Origin of the sequence: Microbispora hainanensis (assembly GCF_006874475.1) — a bacterium.
Taxonomy (GTDB): Bacteria; Actinomycetota; Actinomycetes; order Streptosporangiales; family Streptosporangiaceae; genus Microbispora; species Microbispora hainanensis.
Genome location: NZ_VIRM01000024.1, coordinates 19229 through 36293 on the forward strand (window position 1 = coordinate 19229; position 17065 = coordinate 36293).

At 71.9% G+C, this 17065-nt stretch carries 12 protein-coding genes and 2 pseudogenes; 5 read left to right on the plus strand and 9 right to left on the minus strand.

Translation table 11 applies throughout. The features are described 5' to 3' along the window. Positions 1 to 173: 173 nt before the first annotated feature. A pseudogene (locus FLX08_RS43245) lies at positions 174 to 512 on the minus strand (Rossmann-fold NAD(P)-binding domain-containing protein); the annotation flags it as partial. Here FLX08_RS43245 and FLX08_RS43250 point away from each other — a divergent pair. After that, complete coding sequence (locus FLX08_RS43250) at positions 511 to 963, plus strand: acyl-CoA-like ligand-binding transcription factor (RefSeq protein WP_341874339.1); 453 nt, start codon at positions 511 to 513, stop codon at positions 961 to 963. The pseudogene FLX08_RS43245 and the gene FLX08_RS43250 sit on opposite strands and share 2 nt — an antisense overlap. 127 nt (positions 964 to 1090) lie before the next feature. Here the strand turns inward: FLX08_RS43250 and FLX08_RS20060 are convergent, their stop codons facing one another. From FLX08_RS20060 to FLX08_RS20085, 6 genes are all read right to left on the minus strand, one after another. After that, entirely contained in the window at positions 1091 to 2110 is a 1020-nt protein-coding gene (locus FLX08_RS20060; protein ID WP_142620414.1) for a LacI family DNA-binding transcriptional regulator, read from the minus strand. Positions 2111 to 2138: 28 nt separating this feature from the next. Then, positions 2139 to 3530 (minus strand): GH1 family beta-glucosidase, encoded by a 1392-nt coding sequence (locus FLX08_RS20065; protein ID WP_142620480.1) that lies wholly within the window; start codon positions 3528 to 3530, stop codon positions 2139 to 2141. A 41-nt stretch (positions 3531 to 3571) separates the two neighbouring features. Further along, a complete protein-coding gene (locus FLX08_RS20070; protein WP_341874338.1) occupies positions 3572 to 4462 on the minus strand; it encodes a carbohydrate ABC transporter permease in 891 nt (296 codons plus the stop codon). Next, positions 4459 to 5433, minus strand: coding sequence for a carbohydrate ABC transporter permease (locus FLX08_RS20075; RefSeq protein WP_142620415.1), 975 nt, complete (start codon positions 5431 to 5433; stop codon positions 4459 to 4461). Before FLX08_RS20075 ends, FLX08_RS20070 begins: the two co-directional genes overlap by 4 nt. An 85-nt stretch (positions 5434 to 5518) precedes the next feature. Next, positions 5519 to 6865, minus strand: a complete 1347-nt coding sequence (locus FLX08_RS20080; protein ID WP_142620416.1) for an ABC transporter substrate-binding protein — start codon at positions 6863 to 6865, stop codon at positions 5519 to 5521. Between the two features lie 330 nt (positions 6866 to 7195). Beyond that, positions 7196 to 8722: a sulfatase family protein gene (locus tag FLX08_RS20085; protein WP_167530498.1), complete on the minus strand. Its 1527-nt coding sequence runs from the start codon at positions 8720 to 8722 to the stop codon at positions 7196 to 7198. A gap of 284 nt (positions 8723 to 9006) precedes the next feature. Here FLX08_RS20085 and FLX08_RS20090 point away from each other — a divergent pair, with 284 nt between their 5' ends. Together FLX08_RS20090 and FLX08_RS20095 are read left to right on the plus strand one after the other, a co-directional pair. After that, on the plus strand, positions 9007 to 10035 hold the full coding sequence (locus tag FLX08_RS20090; RefSeq protein ID WP_142620417.1) for a hypothetical protein: 1029 nt from the start codon (positions 9007 to 9009) through the stop codon (positions 10033 to 10035). Next, positions 10032 to 11258 (plus strand): DUF6716 putative glycosyltransferase, encoded by a 1227-nt coding sequence (locus FLX08_RS20095; protein ID WP_142620418.1) that lies wholly within the window; start codon positions 10032 to 10034, stop codon positions 11256 to 11258. The genes FLX08_RS20090 and FLX08_RS20095 overlap by 4 nt, the downstream gene beginning before the upstream one ends. A gap of 4 nt (positions 11259 to 11262) precedes the next feature. On the opposite strand, the gene FLX08_RS20100 is transcribed toward FLX08_RS20095, so the two are convergent. Next, positions 11263 to 12753, minus strand: a complete 1491-nt coding sequence (locus tag FLX08_RS20100) for an aromatic amino acid ammonia-lyase (RefSeq protein ID WP_142620419.1) — start codon at positions 12751 to 12753, stop codon at positions 11263 to 11265. A gap of 62 nt (positions 12754 to 12815) precedes the next feature. Here FLX08_RS20100 and FLX08_RS20105 point away from each other — a divergent pair, with 62 nt between their 5' ends. Both FLX08_RS20105 and FLX08_RS20110 read left to right on the plus strand, forming a co-directional pair. Next, complete coding sequence (locus FLX08_RS20105) at positions 12816 to 14369, plus strand: NAD(P)-binding domain-containing protein (RefSeq protein ID WP_142620420.1); 1554 nt, start codon at positions 12816 to 12818, stop codon at positions 14367 to 14369. Continuing rightward, positions 14359 to 15732 (plus strand): annotated as a pseudogene (locus FLX08_RS20110) (class I adenylate-forming enzyme family protein); the annotation flags it as partial. The gene FLX08_RS20105 and the pseudogene FLX08_RS20110, both read left to right, overlap by 11 nt. On the opposite strand, the gene FLX08_RS42185 reads toward FLX08_RS20110, so the two are convergent. Beyond that, positions 15693 to 17054 carry a benzoate/H(+) symporter BenE family transporter gene (locus tag FLX08_RS42185; protein ID WP_244312770.1) on the minus strand — a complete coding sequence of 454 codons (1362 nt, stop codon included), beginning with the start codon at positions 17052 to 17054 and terminating at the stop codon, positions 15693 to 15695. The pseudogene FLX08_RS20110 and the gene FLX08_RS42185 sit on opposite strands and share 40 nt — an antisense overlap. Positions 17055 to 17065 lie beyond the last annotated feature (11 nt).

Consider the following 17065-nt stretch of genomic DNA (forward strand, 5'->3'; position numbering starts at 1 on the left):
GTCGTCCGGTCAGGAGGCCGGCGCGTCCAGGTAGTCGGCGTGCTCCAGGTCGTCGAGCAGCGCCGGGTGGGTGGGCGACCAGCCCCGCTTTCGGCCACGCCGTGCGGCACGCTGCCCGCGGGCGCCTTCTCCAGCGCGAGACGGAACAGGACGGCCGCGTCGAGCCGGTGCACCGCGGGCCACCGGTTGGCGCCGTCTCCGACGTACGCCGAGACGCCGGTCTTCCGCGCGGTGGCGATGAGCATGGGGACGAAACCGTGGGCGCGGGGACCGTGGACGGTGGGGGCGAGGCGGACCACGCTCGCGCGCGCTCCCCGGGCGGCGAAGTTCAGGCAGGCCCGTTCACCCGCGATGCGGAAGGCCGCGATCCCGGCCGTGTCGGGCTCGTCCTTCTCGGTGGTCTCCCGTCCCGCGGGCATGACCAGGGTGCCGGAGGTGACGACGAACGGCTTGCCCGAATGTTCCAGCGGCCGGCCGAGCGTCTCGATCGCGGTCCGGTCGCGTCTCATCATGTCGCCGAGGTCGGAGAAGCGCCTGCGCGCCGCGCTGACACAGTCGGTGGCCGACGCGCCTGCTGATCTGCAGCCGCTCGAAACGCTGCTCCGCGCCTTCCGGAAGGCCGAAGGGATTCTCGAGGGCAACCGCCCGTTCGCCGAACCACGCCTGCGGGTCATCGCGGAGACGCCGGCACTGCGGGAACGCGACCTGGCCAAGGCCGCGTCGATCAGCGAGGCCCTGGCGGAGGCGCTGCGGCGGCGCGTCCCCGAGCGGCTGGCCGGCCTGGCCTCGCAGACCGGCTGGGCCGCCTTCCACCACGCGATGCAGGCCTGGATCGACGACCCCTCGCGGAGCCTGTACGCGCATCTTCTCCAGGCATTCGACGATCTGCGCGCCCTCTCCGCGACCGCCCCACCGGCACAGGCACCGGCACAGGCACAGGCACAGGCGCGGCCCCAGGCCTGACGCCGCTCCTTCTCCGGCCGTCGATCGCCCGGAGCTGACGCTCGCGGATGCCGGCGGACGCCGGCGGAAACGGAACCGCCGCGCACCCGGGGAGGGTGCGCGGCGGTCTCGTGGTCGCCGTTGCGCGTCAGGCGGAGGCGCGGATCACCAGGTGCGTGTCGAGGATGACGACCGGCTGCTCCAGCGGCTCGCCGTTGATCCGGGCGATCAGGAGCTGGACCATCTGCCGGCCCATCGCCTCGGTGGGCTGGTGCACGCTCGTGAGCTGCGGATCGGTGTGCAGCGCCACCTTGGAGTCCTCGAAGCCGATCAGCGCGACGTCGTCGGGCACGACCAGCCCCTGCTCCTTCAGCACCCGCAGGGCGCCGACCGCCATCGGGTCGGAGGCCGTGAACACGGCGTCCAGGTCGGGGTGACGGGCGAGCAGGTCGCGCATGCCCGCCTCCCCGCTCTCCTCGGAGAAGTCGCCGTACGCGACGCGCTCGGTCATCCCGGTGGCCAGCAGCGCGTCGCGGTATCCGGCCAGACGGTCGACACCCACGCCCATGTCCTGCGGACCGGCGATGGTGGCGATCTTGGTACGGCCCTTGGAGAGCAGATACTTGACCGCCTGCCGGGCGCCGGCCCGGTTGTCCATGTCGACGAAGCTGTACGGGTTGAGCCCGACCGGGCGGCCACCGAGCACGGTCGGCACGCCCAGCTCCTCCAGCCGTCCCGGCAGCGGGTCGGCGCCGTGCACCGAGGTGAGCAGCACGCCGTCGACGTGCTGGCCGGTCAGGTAGTGCTCCAGCCGGTCGTGCTCGGCACGGTTCTGCGCCATGGTGAGGATGAGCTGGAGGCCGGTCTCCGCCAGGGCGGAGCCGATGCCGCGGATCAGCCCGGCGAAGTACGGCTCGTCGAAGACGCGCTGCTCCGACTCCGACACCACCAGCGCGATGGTGTCGGTCCGGTTGGTCACGAGGGTGCGCGCCGCCCGGTTGGGCACGTAGCCGAGCTCCTGAATCGCCAGTAACACCGCGTCGCGGGCACGGTCGCTCACCTTGGGCGAGCCGTTGATGACCCGCGACACGGTGCCGCGGCCGACCCCGGCGCGCGCGGCGACCGCTTCCAGAGTCGGCCGGCCTCCGGAACGGCGGTCCCCGTTCATCTATACTGCCCCCTTATCGCGTCTGCGCTTATTGTGCCCGACCCAGCAGGCCGCCGTGTCTGATGGTGTCGGCATACCACAAGGCGCTTGATTTCATGGTCCTCGCCTGGGTCTCGTAGTCGACGTACACGAGACCGAAGCGCTTGCCGTAGCCCCAGGCCCACTCGAAGTTGTCCATCAGGGACCAGGCGAAGTAGCCCTGGAGCGGGATGCCCGACTCGATGGCCGCGTGGCAGGTCCTCAGGTGGGCCTCGATGTAGGCCACCCGCTCGGGGTCGTGCACGGCGCCGTCTTCGCCGATCACGTCGTCGTAGGCCGCGCCGTTCTCGGAGATGTAGAGCGGGATCCGCGGGTACTCGTCGGCGATTCGCCGCAGCATCTCCAGCAGGCCGCTGTCGTCGATCTCCCAGCCCATCGAGGTGACCGGGCGGCCGCCGTTGACGAAGCCCACGTGCTCGCTGCCGATCCACGGCGAGCCGGAGTCCGTCGGCGCGGCGGCCGCGGACGCCGCGCCGCCGGGCGTGCCCGAGACGGTGAAGCGGCTGTAGTAGTTGATCAGCAGCATGTCGATCGGGGCCGCGATCGTGGCCAGGTCGCCGTCGTGGATGAACTCCATGTCGGACAGGCTGCTCAGGTCGGCCAGCACGTCTTCCGGATAGGAGCCCTTGAGCAGCGCGTCCAGGAAGAAGCGGTTCTGCAGCCCGTCGATGCGGCGGGCGGCGTCCTGGTCGGCCTCGCTGTTGCTGGCGGGCGTGACCGGATAGACGTTGACGCAGCCGCCGATCAGCGAGTCGGGGTTCTGCGCCCGCATCGCCTGGACGGCCAGACCGTGCGCGAGGTTGAGGTGGTGCGCGGCGCGCAGCGCGGCGGCCGGCTCGCGCCGCCCGGGGGCGTGCTCGCCCGAGGCGTAGCCGAGGAACGCGGCGCACCAGGGCTCGTTGACCGTGCTCCAGTTCCTGACCCGGTCGCCGAGCTCGGCGTGCACGGTCGCGGCGAAGTCGGCGAAGCGCTTCGACGTGTCGCGCGACGGCCATCCGCCCGCGTCTTCGAGTGCCTGGGGGAGGTCCCAGTGATAAAGCGTCAGCCACGGGTCGATGCCATAGCTCAGCAGCTCGTCGACCAGCCTCTTGTAGAAGTCGAGGCCCTTGCTGTTGTACGTGCCGGAGCCGTCGGGCTGGATCCGCGGCCAGGAGACGGAGAACCGGTAGGCCGTGAGGCCGAGGTCCGCCATCATCTTGACGTCCTCGCGATACCGGTTGAAGTGGTCGATGGCGATCTCGGCGGTGTCGCCGCCCACGATCCGCCCGTCCTGACTACAGAAGGTGTCCCAGATGGAGCGCCCCCGCCCGTCGGCGGTGAGGGCGCCTTCGATCTGGTAAGCGGAGGTGGCGGCGCCCCAGACGAACCCGGTGGGGAACATCACGCTGGGGGCCTCTGCCTCGGGACGTGTGCCTTGCGTTGTCACGCCTTGACCGCACCTTCCATGAGTCCGCCGATGATCTGTCGGCCGAACGCGATGAAAACGACGATGAGCGGGAGGATCGACATGAGCGTGCCGCTGAAGATCAGCACGTAGTCCGTCCCGTACTTCGCATTGAGCGAGTTGATGGCGACCTGGACCGTCGGGTTGTCCGGCGTCAGCACGATCAACGGCCACATGAAGTCGTTCCAGATCAGCATGAACGTGTTGATGCCCAGCACCGCCATGCCCGGCCGTACGGCGGGCAGGACGACGTTCCACCAGATCCGCAGGGTGGAGGCGCCGTCGACGCGGGCGGCCTCGACCAGCTCGTTGGGCACGGCCTGCTGCGTGTACTGCGTCATGAGGAAGACGCCGAAACCGTTGAGCAGGTAGGGCAGGATCACCGCCTTGATCGAGCCGACCCATTCGAGGCTGACCATGAGCCGGTAGAGGGGGACGATGCCCATCTGCTGCAGCGGGACCATCATGGTCAGCAGCACCAGCAGCAGCAGGATCTTGCCGCCCTTGAAGTTCAGCCGGGCGAACGCGAAGCCGGCGAACGTCGAGATCACCACCACCGAGACCGTCACCGTGCAGGCGATGATCAGAGAGTTGGTGAGACCGGTCAGGTAGTGCGCGTCGGGGTTGGACAGCACGCGCTGGATGTTCTCCCCGAGCTTGCCGCCGGGCAGGAACGGCGGCGGCATGTCGGTCGCCTCGGTGTTGGTGCGCGAGGCAATGACGATCATGTAGTACAGCGGGAACGCCGAGATGATGATCGTGACCGCGAGGATGAGCCTCGTCATCGGCGTGGCGGCCCAGAGGCCGCCGGTGCCTCCCGGCGCCTTGCGGCGCCGCCGCGTGGTGGCGGGCGCGGAGAGCGTGGTCACTTGTTGCCCCCGATCCGGCGGATGAGCAGGAAGTTGATGCCCGATCCGATGAGGATGAGCAGGAACAGCAGCCAGGCGGCCGCGGAGGCGTAGCCGTAGTCGAACTCGCGGAAGCCCTGCTCGTAGATGAACATCGAAACGGTCTGGAACTGGCTGTTGGTGCCGCCGTGAACGTTGCCGTTGTAGAACGTCGTCGGCTCGGCGAACAGCGTGAGGCCGCCGATGGTGGAGTTCAGGACCACGAAGATCATCGTGGGCCGGAGCATCGGAACGGTGATCTGCCAGAACTGGCGCCGCCGCGATGCGCCGTCGATCGAGGCCGCCTCGTAGAGGTCCTTCGGGATCGTCTGCATGCCGGCGAGGAAGATGATCGCGTTGTAGCCGGTCCAGCGCCAGTCGATCATGGTCGCGATGGCGAGCCAGGAGGGGAGACGCTCGGCCTTCCAGTCGATGGGGTCGGCCCCGAACCAGCCGAGAACCCAGTTGACCACGCCCCAGTCGCGCCCGTACAGCTGAGTGAAGACGACCGCCACCGCGACGACCGAGGTCACGAGGGGGAGCAGGACGCCCAGCCGGACGAACAGCTGGAACTTGAACCGCTTGTTCAGCGCGTTGGCCAGCATCAGCGCCAGCAGAATCTGCGGGACCGTCGCGATGACGAACATCCCGAGGGTGTTGACGACCGCCTTCCAGAAGGCGGCGTCGCCGAGCATGGCGGTGTAGTTGCCGAGGCCCGTCCACTCGACCGTGCCCGTGAGGTCGTAGTCGAACAGCGAGAAGTAGAGGGTGAAGCCGAGCGGGAAGAGCCCGAAGAGCAGGAAGAGCAGGTAGTAGGGCGAGACCAGGAGATACGGCGCGGCCTTGAGGTCCAGCCAGGTCATGAAGGACCGGCCCGGTCTCGGCCGGACGTGCCTCCGGCTGGGCGGCATCGGTGCCCGGGTGGGGTGCCCGGCGTCGACGTGCAGGCTCATAAGTTACCTTTCGGGTGAAAGCAGGCGACCGGCCCGCCGGCGGGGGTACCGCTGCGGCGGACCGGTGCTCATCTGGCGGGCGTGATCAGCCCGCGGCCTTCACGGCGTCGTCGACGAGCTGCTTCCAGCCGTTCGCGTACGGCACCGAGCCGTCGTCGATGGCGGAGACGACCGACTCGATGGCGTTCTTGACCTGGGCGTGCTTCACGCCGAGGAAGACCGGCTGGAGCGCGGCGGCCGACTTGGCGAAGATGTCACCGACGGGGGCGTCGTTGAAGTACTCGTTCTTCGCGCCCTGGACGGCCGGGTCCTGCTGCGCCTGGATGTTGGACGGCATGTTGCCGGCGTAGTTGAAGACGCTGACCTCGGCCTCCTTACCGGTCAGGTAGTCGAGGACCTGCGCCGCCTCCTTGGGGTGCTTCGACTGCTTCGGCACGGCGAGCCAGGAGCCGCCCCAGTTGCCGCCGCCGCCGGGCACCGCCGCGACGTCCCACTTGCCCTTGAAGTCCGGTCCGGCGCCGCCGTCGCCGCTGACCGCGCCGAGCATCCACGACGGGCAGCCGAGGGTGGCGAACTGCGACTTCTTCATGCCGGTGTTCCACTCCGGCGTGAAGTTGCGCAGCTTGGCCGTGAGGCCCTCCTGGCTGATCCGCTGGGCGAAGTCGTACGCCGTCTTGACCGCCGGGTTCTTGTCGACGATCAGGTTGTTGTCCTTGTCGAAGTAGGAGACGTTGCCGTTCTTGGCGGCCTCCTGCACCAGGACCACGTTGTAGAGCGTGTTGGTGCCGTCGACGAACTTGGTGTCCTTGATCTTGTCCTGGAACTTGTGGGCGACCTTGATGAAGTCGTCCCAGGTCGGCCAGAGCTTGCTGACCTCGTCGCGGTCGCCGGGCAGGCCGGCCTTCTCGAACAGGTCACGGCGGTAGCACAGGCTCATGCCGCCGACGTCGGTGCCGAGACCGAACAGCTTGCCGTCGGCGGTGACGCCGTTCTCCCACTTCCAGGCGGCGAAGTCGGCCTTGCGGTTCTGCAGGCCGAACTCGCCCAGGTCGGCCCACCACTCGGGGTGCGCCTTGGCGAGGCCCATGCCGCCCTCGTCGATGCCGACGACGTCGCCGGCGCCCGCGCCGGACTGCAGCCACTGGATCATCTGCGGCCAGTAGACCTGCTCGAACTGGTCGGTCAGGTTGTCATACTTGATCTGGATGTCCTTGTGCTCGGCGTTCCACTTGTCGACGGCCTCCTTGTAGCCGAAGTTCTTGCCGCCGCCGAACGTCTGGAGCGTGACGGTGACGGGACCGGCCGCCGCCGAGGACCCGCCGCCCGACGCCGTGCCGGTGCTGTCGTCCGACCCGCAGGCGGCGGCGCCGAGAGCCAGCGCCGCCACCGCGGCGACCGCGAGCAGCCTGCCGCGGCGCGAGTGTGCAATCATTCCGGACCCCTCTCAGGTGGTATCCCGAATCGTCTGTGGGAGGTGCATCCCAGGCCGGTCCCCGATCTCACGGCCCGCGATCGATGGTTGTGCTCGGTGCTCCCGCCCTGTGCCGAGCACGTTGGGAGCGCTCCCACGAAGGGTCCTCTATGAGCAACCGAGGCGTCAATATGCCGAAACCTAACTGTTACTCCCCGGGTGGTTAGGGCTGGTCAAGGGGACATACTAGGACATACCACGCTTGGGAGCGCTCCCATATCCATATGGGCAGAAATGAATAGCGGACGCCCCCAACGTGCCGGGGCGTCCGCCCTTATCCGTTCCGCCGCCTCACCCGCCGGTGGCGCCCGCCGTGCCCACGGACACGCCGCCGCTCACCGAGACACCTGTGCCCGAAATCACAGGGCCCGCGGCGTCCGCCACCCGGCAGACCGCTCCCGAGCAGGCCCGCAACAGCATGAGCCGGGCCGCGAGCGCCGTGATCAGGCCCGGGTCGGCCGTCGCCGCGAGGTTGTGCAGCTCCGCCGGGTCGCCGCGCAGGTCGTAGAGCTGCCGCTCCCCGGTCTCGTACTCCACGTACGCGTACCGGTCGGTCCGCAGCATGGCGTACGTGGGCGGCGAGTGGGGCGAGTAGGAGGGGTGGTAGAACTCGGTGAGCACGGCGTCGCGCCAGGGGACGTTCTGCCCGCGCATGAGCGGGACGAGCGAGCGGCCCTCGGCCGTGGGCGGGACCACGGCCCCGCCCAGCTCGGCGAACGTGGGCGCGAGGTCGACCGTCGAGGTGAGCTTGTCGATCACGCCCCCGGCCGGCACGCCCGGACCGCGCACCACCAGCGGCACCCGGATGTCCTCCTCGAAGGGTGTCGTCTTGCCCGGCCGCAACCGGTGCTGGCCCAGATGGAAGCCGTTGTCGGAGGTGAAGAAGATGTAGGTGTCGTCGAGGCGGCCCGCCCGGCTCAGCGCCTCGACCAGCGCGCCGACCATGTCGTCCACGCCGAGCATGGCGCGCAGCCGGTCGCGGTGGACGCGGTCGATCCTGCGCGTGTCGGCGGCCGACAGCGGCGTGCGCTCGCGCAGCCAGAGGGGCTCGGCGGACACGTCGGCCTGGTCGAACGACGCGGTCCGCGGCGCCTGCTCCCCGGCGAAGGCGGCGGCGTGGCGCGGCGCGTGGTGCGCGGGCAGGTGCGGCGCCACCGGGGCGAGGTAGAGGAAGAACGGGGCGTCCCCCCGCGTGGCGTCGGTCGCGAACGCCGTGGCCTTGGCGCTCAGCACGTCCTCCAGGTAGTCCTCGGGGGCGTGGCCGTAGCGCCGGATCGCGCCGTTCTCGTTGAGCGCGTAGCCGTACTCCTGGTAGAGGCGGGTGACGGGGACGTGCCACTCGTCCCAGCCGGGCGGGATGTAGGTGCGCGGCGCGCCCTCGGGATAGTTGTTGAGATATTTGCCCATGAGCGCGGTGCGGTAGCCCGCGTCGTGCATCCACGTGCCGAGGGTGGAGGCCTCCAGGGGCCGGAACTTCGGGAACCCGCCGGTCGGCGACCGGTTGCTGTCCACGTGGTGGCTGTGCATGTACTGCGAGCGCAGGATGGACGAGCGGGAGGGGCAGCACCAGGGATTGGTGACGAAGAAGCGGGACAGCGTGGTGCCCTGACGCACCAGGAGGTCGCTGATGTTGGGGAACCTGCTCAGATCCGCCGCGTCCAGGTCGTCGGTGAGGATCAGCACGATGTTGGGCCGGTGAGCCGCCGGGGCGGGCTCGGCGCGGGAGGCGCCGGTGAGCGCGAGGCACAGCAGGAGCGCCGCGGCGAGCCCGGCCCACAGCTTTCTCGTTGGTCGTGGTTGGGGCACGGCAGCAATCATTGCCACGCGTTCGCCTGCGGAAACGTACGCAACGTGATCACGCGACCGCGTTGCGTCCCGTTTCATGGAAAGATCTGGCCAATCCTCCCGGCCGGTCAGCCGGCCACGGCGGGGTCGGGGCCGAGACGGCGGCCCTCGTCGAGGCCGTCGATCGTGGCCATGTCCCCGTCCGTCGGCGTACGGCTTCTCCAGGGCCTTCCACGTCTCGACGTACTTGCCGCGCCGGGCGCTGTTCACCGCGCGTTCCCGTCCTCGTCGTGTCGGGCGGCTAGGTTGAGCGCGTCGTGAACGTTTCTTTACGGGGCGTGGAGAACGAGAGACGGCGCCACGCCGCCGAGCAGGGGCAGGCCGTCGCGTGGGTGGAGTCCCCCCTGCAGCTGCTGTGCGTCGTCGAGGCGCACCACGCGGGGCTCCTCGGGCCCGTCACCACCGTGGTGCCGCGGGCCGGGCTGCCGGCCCTGCGGCCGACCCTCCGCGAACTCGACCGGCTCGGGCCGCCCGAGGGGCTGAGCTTCGCCGAGCCGGCCGCGCGGGCTCCCCGGCCTGGCCGCGTCTGGGCGGTGGGCGACGCCTTCTCCGGGCGTGTCCAGCTCGCCCTCGTCACCGCCCTCCCCGGCCGCACGGTGCTGGTGGACGACGGGCTGGCCACGATCCGCCTGCTCGAACTGCTGGCCGCGCGCGGCCCGCTGCTGCGCGCCCGCGGCACCCCGGGCCTCGGCCGCAAGGTGCTCGCCACGGCCGCCGGGTTGCGCCTGCGCACCCGCAGGCCCACGGTGTTCACCGCGCTCCCGGTGCCCGCCGGCCTCGCCGGGGCGGTGGAGGACGGGGGCGTGCGGCTCGTGCGGCACGACTTCGCCTGGCTGCGCGCCCAGCCCGCCCACCGGCCGCCGCCGGAGCGCACCGTCGTGCTCGGCACCTCGCTCGTACGCAACGGGCTCGTCCACCGCGACCGCTACCTGCGCTGGCTGGAGCGGATCGACGAGCCCGTGGCGTACTTCCCCCACCGGCGTGAGGATCCCGGGGACCTCGACCGGGTGCGCGGCATCGCCGGACTGACCGTGTACGACGCCGGGGCGCCCGCCGAGATGACGCTGCGCGACCTGCGGCCGGATCAGCGGGTGCTGAGCCTGCCGTCCACCGCGGTGACCTCGCTGCGCGTCCTGCTGTCGGCCCGGGGCGTACGGGTGGAGACCGTGGACGTGCCGGACGACTGGTGGACGGCGTCGGCCGCACCGTCGCTGCGCTCCCACCTCCAGCTCTTCGCGCACGAACCTCAGCCCCACCTGCACAATCCCGGAAAGGTCGCTCCTTGACCCGTCTGCTCGCCGTGGCCGACTCCGACTCGTATCTCAAGTGGGCCGCGGGCCTGCTCGACGCGACCCCGGAGGACTGGGTCACGGACCTGGCCGTCGTCCGCACGCCCATCACCCCCTCCGCGGCGCAGATAGCCGCCGCGGTGAGCGGCACCCGCGCGCGGGGCGAGAGGCTTCCCCCGGTGCTGGCGGCGCGGCAGCTGCGCCGGGCCGCCGAACGGTTCCGGCCCGACGCCGTGCTGCTGGCCTGCACCGGGCCGGTGGTGGACGCGCTGGCGGCGGAGACGCTGGCCGGGCTGCGGCCCCGGCCGGTGCTGGTGTCGGGGCTGCCCGGCATCTCGGTGCCCGCGACGGAGAAGGCCTGGCTGTTCCGCAGCGGCTGCGACCTGTTCGTCGTGCACAGCGGCCGGGAGGTCGCCGACTTCTCCGAGATCGGCGCGCGGCTCGGCGGGGGAGGGGCGGTGGCGCTGGCCCGCCTGCCCTACCTCGACCTCCTGCCCCGCGAACCGGCCGCCCACGGCGCAGGGGGCGTACGCGACCGCGTCGTGTTCGCCACCCAGGCCAAGGTGCCCCGGCGGCGCGAGGAGCGGGAGCGGATCCTGCTCGCCCTGGCGGAGCTCGGGCGGGCCCGGCCCGGCCTCGACGTGGTGGTCAAGCTGCGGGCCCGCGACGACGAGCGGCAGACGCACAACGAGCGGCACCACTACGAGCGGCTGTGGACCGCGATGGAGGCAGAGGGCCGGGTGCCCGCGGGCGCCGTGCGCTTCGCCGCCGGGCCGATGCACGAGCATCTGAGCCGCGCCGCCGGGTTCGTCACGGTCAGCTCGACGGCCGCGCTGGAGGCGATCGCCGGTCGCGTGCCGCTGCTCGTGCTGTCGGACTTCGGGGTCAGCGCGGAGATGATCAACCTGGTGTTCGAGGGCAGCGGCTGCCTGGGCACGCTCGACGACCTGGTCAAGGCGGACTTCCGGGTCCCCGCCGAGGAGTGGTGCCGGGCCAACTACTTCCACGACTCCGCGGCCGGCGACTGGACCGGTCGCGTCGCCGCGCTGGCCGCCGCGGCCCGCGCGGGGACGCTGGAGCCGGCCCGCTCGCTCCTCGACGGTCCCGAGCACGAGGCCGCCCGCCGCCGCGCCCGGCTGCGCCTGGAGGTGCCGCCCAAGGTTCTGCGGTACGGCTACCGCGCCAAGCGCCGGATGCGCCGCTATCTCAAGGCGTTCTAGACGCTCACCGCGAGGGTGTCGCGGTGAGCAGGTGGGCGGCCCTGCGGACATCGGCGTCCAGCGGCCGGTCGGGATCGACCGCGGGGATCGCCTCGACCAAAGTGTCGAGGAGCCCGGCACAGCCCGAAGCCGTGGGGCGGCGGGCGCCGACATGCGCCGCCTGCCGCAACCCCACCGCCAGAGACCCGCAGAGGAGCCGCAGCAGTTCGGCCATGTCGTAGGCGCGCAGAGCGGCCTGAGTGCCGAACGGCACCACGTCCTGGTTGTGCAGGTTGGTCGGCAGGCTCTGCATACTGGCCGGCACGGCGGCGCGGCGGAGCTCGGCGACGAACGCGGTCGTGGCGAGCTGCACCCCCTGCATCCCGTGCTGACGGCCGGGCCCGGCGGCGAGCATGGGGGGCAGGCCGCCGTTGCGGGCCGGGTCGACGAGGAGGTCGAGCTGCCGCTCGGCGAGGTTGCCGAGCTGAGCGGTGACCATCGCCAGGACGTCGGCGGCGAACGCGGCCGGCTGCCCGAAGAAGTTGCCGCCGTGCACGACCAGGTCGTCGTCGGGGAAGAACAGCGGGTTGTCGCTGACGCCGGCCAGGTCGGCCGCGACGACACCGTCGACGTAGCGCAGGGCGTCCTCGGCGGCGCCCAGCAGTTGCGGGGAACAGCGGATGCTGTACGGCTCCTGCAGCGGACGCGTGCCGGCGGGGAGGATCCCGGCAAGGGTCTTGCGCATGCCGTCGGCGACGTCGATCGCGCCGGGATGGCCGTAGGCGCCGAGCAGGCGCGGGTGGAGGAAGCCGGGGTCGCAGCCGAGCAGATCGGCGAGCAGGCAGGTGAGCGCCTGCAGCGCGCGGTGGGAGGACCGGACGCTGTCCAGGGCCAGGGCGGTCGCGGCTGTGGTGAGGGAGGTGCCGTTGACGAGCGCGAGGGCGTCCCGGCCGTCGAGCGTGAGCGGGGTCAGCCCGGCATGGCGCAGCGCCTCGGCCGCGGACATCCGCGAACCGCCGAGATACGCCTGTCCCCGGCCACGCAGGGCCTGGGCGGCATAGGCGAGCGGGATCAGGTCCCCGCTCGCGCCGACCGACCCGTAGCGGGGGATCGCCGGGACGAACGTCGTCGTGAACATCGCGGCGAGCCCGTCGACCACGTGTGCGGACACGCCGGACGCCCCTTGGGCGAGCGACCACGTACGCACGAGGATCGCGGCCCGGCTCACGTCATGGGCCAGATCCGGCCCCTGCCCGGCGCCGAGGTGGGCCAGGGTGTTGTCACACTGGTCCGCCTCCTCCTCCCGGCCGGCGAACCCCACGAGGGCGCCGAATCCGGTGGTCGCGCCGTAGACCGGACGTTCCTCCTCCCGCACGTCGCGGAGGAAGCCGCGGCCGCGCTCGACGCGGTCACGGACGGACGCGTCGACCACGACGGACACGGGCGCCGCGGCGCGGCGCAGGTCGGCTGAGCGCAGCGGAGCGCTGAGGTCGATGGTGCCTTCGACGGCGGGCATGTCCGGACTGTAGGCAGCCGATTCTCAGAATCCTATGAGAATTCGTCCGTAGCTTCCGGCTCATGGCGCATGACTACTTGATCATCGGGGCCGGACCGGCCGGGCTGCAGCTCGCCGCGGAGCTCGAACACGGCGGTCACGACTATGTCGTCCTGGAGCGCGGGGCCGGCCCGGGCACCTTCTTCACCCGGTTCCCGCGGCACCGCCGGCTGATCTCCATCAACAAGGTGCACACGGGGTACGACGACCCGGAGCTGCGGCTGCGGATGGACTGGAACTCGTTGCTGAGCGACGATCCCGGCCTGCTGTTCACCCGCTACAGCGAGGAGTACTTCCCGCAGGCCGACGATTTCGTGCGTTACCTGTCCGACTACGCGGCGGCGACCGGCGTCCGGGCGCACTACGGCGTCGACGTCTTCCGTATCGGCCGGGACGACAACGGGTTCACCGTCACCGACCGCGGCGGGCGCTCGTGGCGGGGGCGGCGGCTGGTCGTCGCCACCGGAGTCTCCCAGCTCCACGTCCCGCCGATCCCGGGCGTCGAACTCGCCGAACGCTACGACGCGTTCGAGACCGACCCGCGGTCCTTCGCCGACCAGCGGGTCCTGGTGATCGGCAAGGGCAACTCCGGGTTCGAGACCGCCGACGCGCTCATGGCCCAGGCCGCGGTCATCCACGTCGCCGGGCCGCACTCCGTCAGGATGGCCTGGCAGTCGCATTACGTCGGGCACCTGCGGGCGGTGAACAACAACTTCCTCGACAGCTACCAGCTGAAGTCCCAGAACTCGGTGCTGGACGGCACGGTGGAGAGCATCGAGCGCCGTGCCTGCGGCGGCTACCGGGTGATGTTCCGCTATGCCCGCACCGTGGAGGCGCTGCGCGAGCTGTTCTACGACCGGGTGATCGTGTGCACCGGCTTCCGGTTCGACGCCTCCATCTTCGACGACGGCTGCCGGCCCGCGCTGGTCATCGACGATCGCTTCCCCGAGCAGACGCCGGCGTACGAGTCGGTCAACGTGCCCGATCTCTACTTCACCGGCACGCTCACCCAGCAACGCGACTTCAAGAAGGCCACCAGCGGGTTCATCCACGGTTTCCGCTACGGGGTGCGCGCGCTCTACCGGATCCTGACCACCCGGTACCACGGCGGGACCTGGCCGGCCGAGCGGGTCGAGCCCACCGCCGACGCCATCACCGACGCGATCATCGCCCGGGTCAACCGCTCGTCGGCGCTGTGGCAGCAGTTCGGCGTGCTCGGCGACGTCGTCAGCGTGGCCGGAGCCACCGCGCTCTACCAGGAGGAGGTCCCGGTGGCGTACGTGGCGGACGGCGGCCTCGGCCACTCCCCGCACACGTTCGTCGTCACCCTGGAGTACGGCCCGCACCACGACGCCGCCGACCCCTTCGACATCTCGATCCCGAGGGTCGCCGAGAACGACGCGGCCCACGCCCATGACGCGAGCTACCTGCACCCGGTGGTGCGGCACTACCGGGACGGCGCGCCGGCCGGCGTCCACCACCTCGCGGAGAACCTGGAGAACGAGTGGAACCTGTCGGAGGTGCACCAGCAGCCGCTGGCCGTCTTCGTCAAGGAGTGCCTCGCCGATGCCGGCTGAGCCCTACCCGCGCGCCGTTCTGGACCTCCTGGCCGCGGCCGGTGACCGGCCCGTCTTCGAGCACGGCGCCCGTGTCGTCACCGGCGCGCGGATGCTCGGCCTCGTCCGGCGGATCGCGGCCGGGCTGCGCGCCGCGGCCGTCGGGCCCGGGGACGGCCTCGCCCTGGTGCTCGGCGTCACCCCGGAGGCGTTCGCCGCGACGATCGCCGCCTACGTCGTGGGAGCCAGGGCCGTCGGCGTGCGGCCCGGGCTGCCCCACGGCCAGATGCGCCACATGCTCCACCAGGACATCGCCGCGGTCGTGACCGACGCGGCCACCGGCCCGGCCACCGGCCCGGACCACGCGCGGCGCACGCTGACCGTCTCCGAGCTGCTGGCCGCGCCCGGCGAGGACGGCCCGCTGCGCCTGTCCGGCCGGCCGGAGGACGTCGCCCGGCTCGTCTACACCAGCGGCAGCACCGGCGTCCCCAAGGCCTGCGCGCAGACCTACGCCGCCATGAACGCCGCGTGGACGGCCCGCCCGGCGGCGTGGCCGCCCGCCATCCGCGAACTGGCCTCCCGGCTGCGGCGCTACCTGGTGTTCGGGTCGCTGAGCAGCCAGGTGATGATGGAGTACGGCGTGCTCACGCTCGCCGCGGGCGGGACCATGGTCGTCGCCGACCCGCCCGCGTTCCCCGAAGCGATCACCAGATATCGGGCGACCGCCGGCGTCATCACCGTGCCCCGCCTGTACAAACTCGTCGCCGCCCAGCGCACCTCCCCGGCCGACCTGAGCAGCCTCAGAGCGCTCATGGTGTCCGGGTCGCCGCTGGAGGCGTCCCGGCTGCGCGAGGCGTCCGACGTGCTCGGCCCGGTCGTGTTCCACGGCTATGGGCAGACCGAGACCGGCACGATCTCCATGGCCACGCCGCAGGACGTCCCTCCATCCGTCGGATTCCCGCCCGACGTCGTCGACGTCGAGATCCGGGACGCGGACGGCCGGCCCGTCCCGCCCGGCGTCGACGGCGAGCTGTACGTCCGTACGCCCGCTCAGGCCGCCGGATACTGGGCCGACCCGGCGGAGACCGCCGAGGTGTTCGTCGACGGGTGGGTGCGCACCCGCGACCTGGGCCACTTCGACGAAGACGGACGACTGTACCTGGCGGGGCGGGCACGGGACGTCGTCATCGTCAACGCCAACCTCTACTACACCGGCCCGATCGAGCGGGTCCTGGCCGCTTCCCCCGACATCGCGGAGGCGTACGTGGTCGCGGCCCCGGACGAGGACACCGGCGAGGCGGTGCACGCGTTCGTGGTGCCGGCGGCCGGCCGGACCCCCGACCTTCACTCGCTGCGCACGCTGGTCGGCGAGCGGCTCGGCGCCGAGTGCGTTCCCGCGGCCGTCACCGTCCTCGACGAGGTGCCGCTGACGCCGAACGGCAAACCGGACAAGCGCCTTCTGGCGGCCGCGATACCCCGGGCCGGGGACAGCGCTCCTTGACGGCCGTCCGGCGGCTCGGGCGGCCGCGATGCCGTACGGCGCCGGGTGAGCAGGAGCGCGAGCGACCCGGCGGCCAGCCCCCAGAAGGCCGATCCGATGCCCGCGATGGACGTCGCCGAGGCGGTGACGACGAAGGTCACCGCCGCCGCCTCCCGCAGGTCCGGCCCGGTGAAGGCGGCGGCCAGCGAGGAGGCGAGGGCCGGGAGCAGCGCGAGCCCGGCCACGGCGGTGACCAGCACCGGCGGTGAGGCCACGACGAGCGCGGTGGCGAAGGCGGCGCCCAGCCCCAGCGCGAGCTGCCCGGCGCCGAGGGCCAGGGTGGCGATCCAGCGGCGGGCCGGGTCGGGGTGGGCGTCGGGCCCGGCGGTCAGGGCGGCCGTGATGGCGGCGAGGTTGACGGCGTGCCCGCCGAACGGCGCGGCGGCCGTGCTGACGAGCCCGGTCGTCACCAGTGCGCCGCGCAGCGGCACGGAGTAGCCGTAGGTCGAGAGAACGGCCGCCCCGGGCACGTTCTGTCCCGCCATGGTCACCAGGAACAGCGGCAGCGCGATGCCGACGAGGGCCGGCAGGGTCACGGCGGGCATCGTGAACACCGGGTCGGGGCGCAGGGACGCGGCCGGGAACGCGGTGCCGCTGAGCGCGAGGGCGGCCACGGCCGCGACCAGCGCGCCGGGGATCGCCCACTGCCGGGCGTACCGCATCAGCACGGCCCAGGTCAGCGTGACCGGCCCGGCCAGCAGCGGGACCTCGGCCATCGCGCGGAGCGGGGCGGTGCACAGCGGGACGAGGACGCCGGCGAGCATGGCCGCCGCGACGGGGCCGGGGATCGCGGCGACGCCGCGGGCCAGCCAGGGGACGATCCCGGCGAGCACGGTCAGCATCCCGCACACGGCGAAGGCCCCGACCGCCGCCGGGTAGCCGCCCTCCACGTGGCCGGTCGCGACGAGCAGCGCCGCGCCCGGCGTGGACCACGCGATCGCGACGGGCATCCGATAGCGGACGGACAGGACGGCGGCGGCGATCGCGATGCCTACGCACAGCGCGAGCAGGCCGGAGGCCGCCTGCCGGGAGTCGGCCCCGGCCGCCCGCAGGCCCGCGAGGACGATCGAGAACGCGCTGGCGTATCCGACGACCGCGCTGACCAGGCCGGTGAGCACCGGCTGCAGTGTCCGCACCCGCATCGGCACCGCCCCTCCCAGGAACACGACCGTTCCGT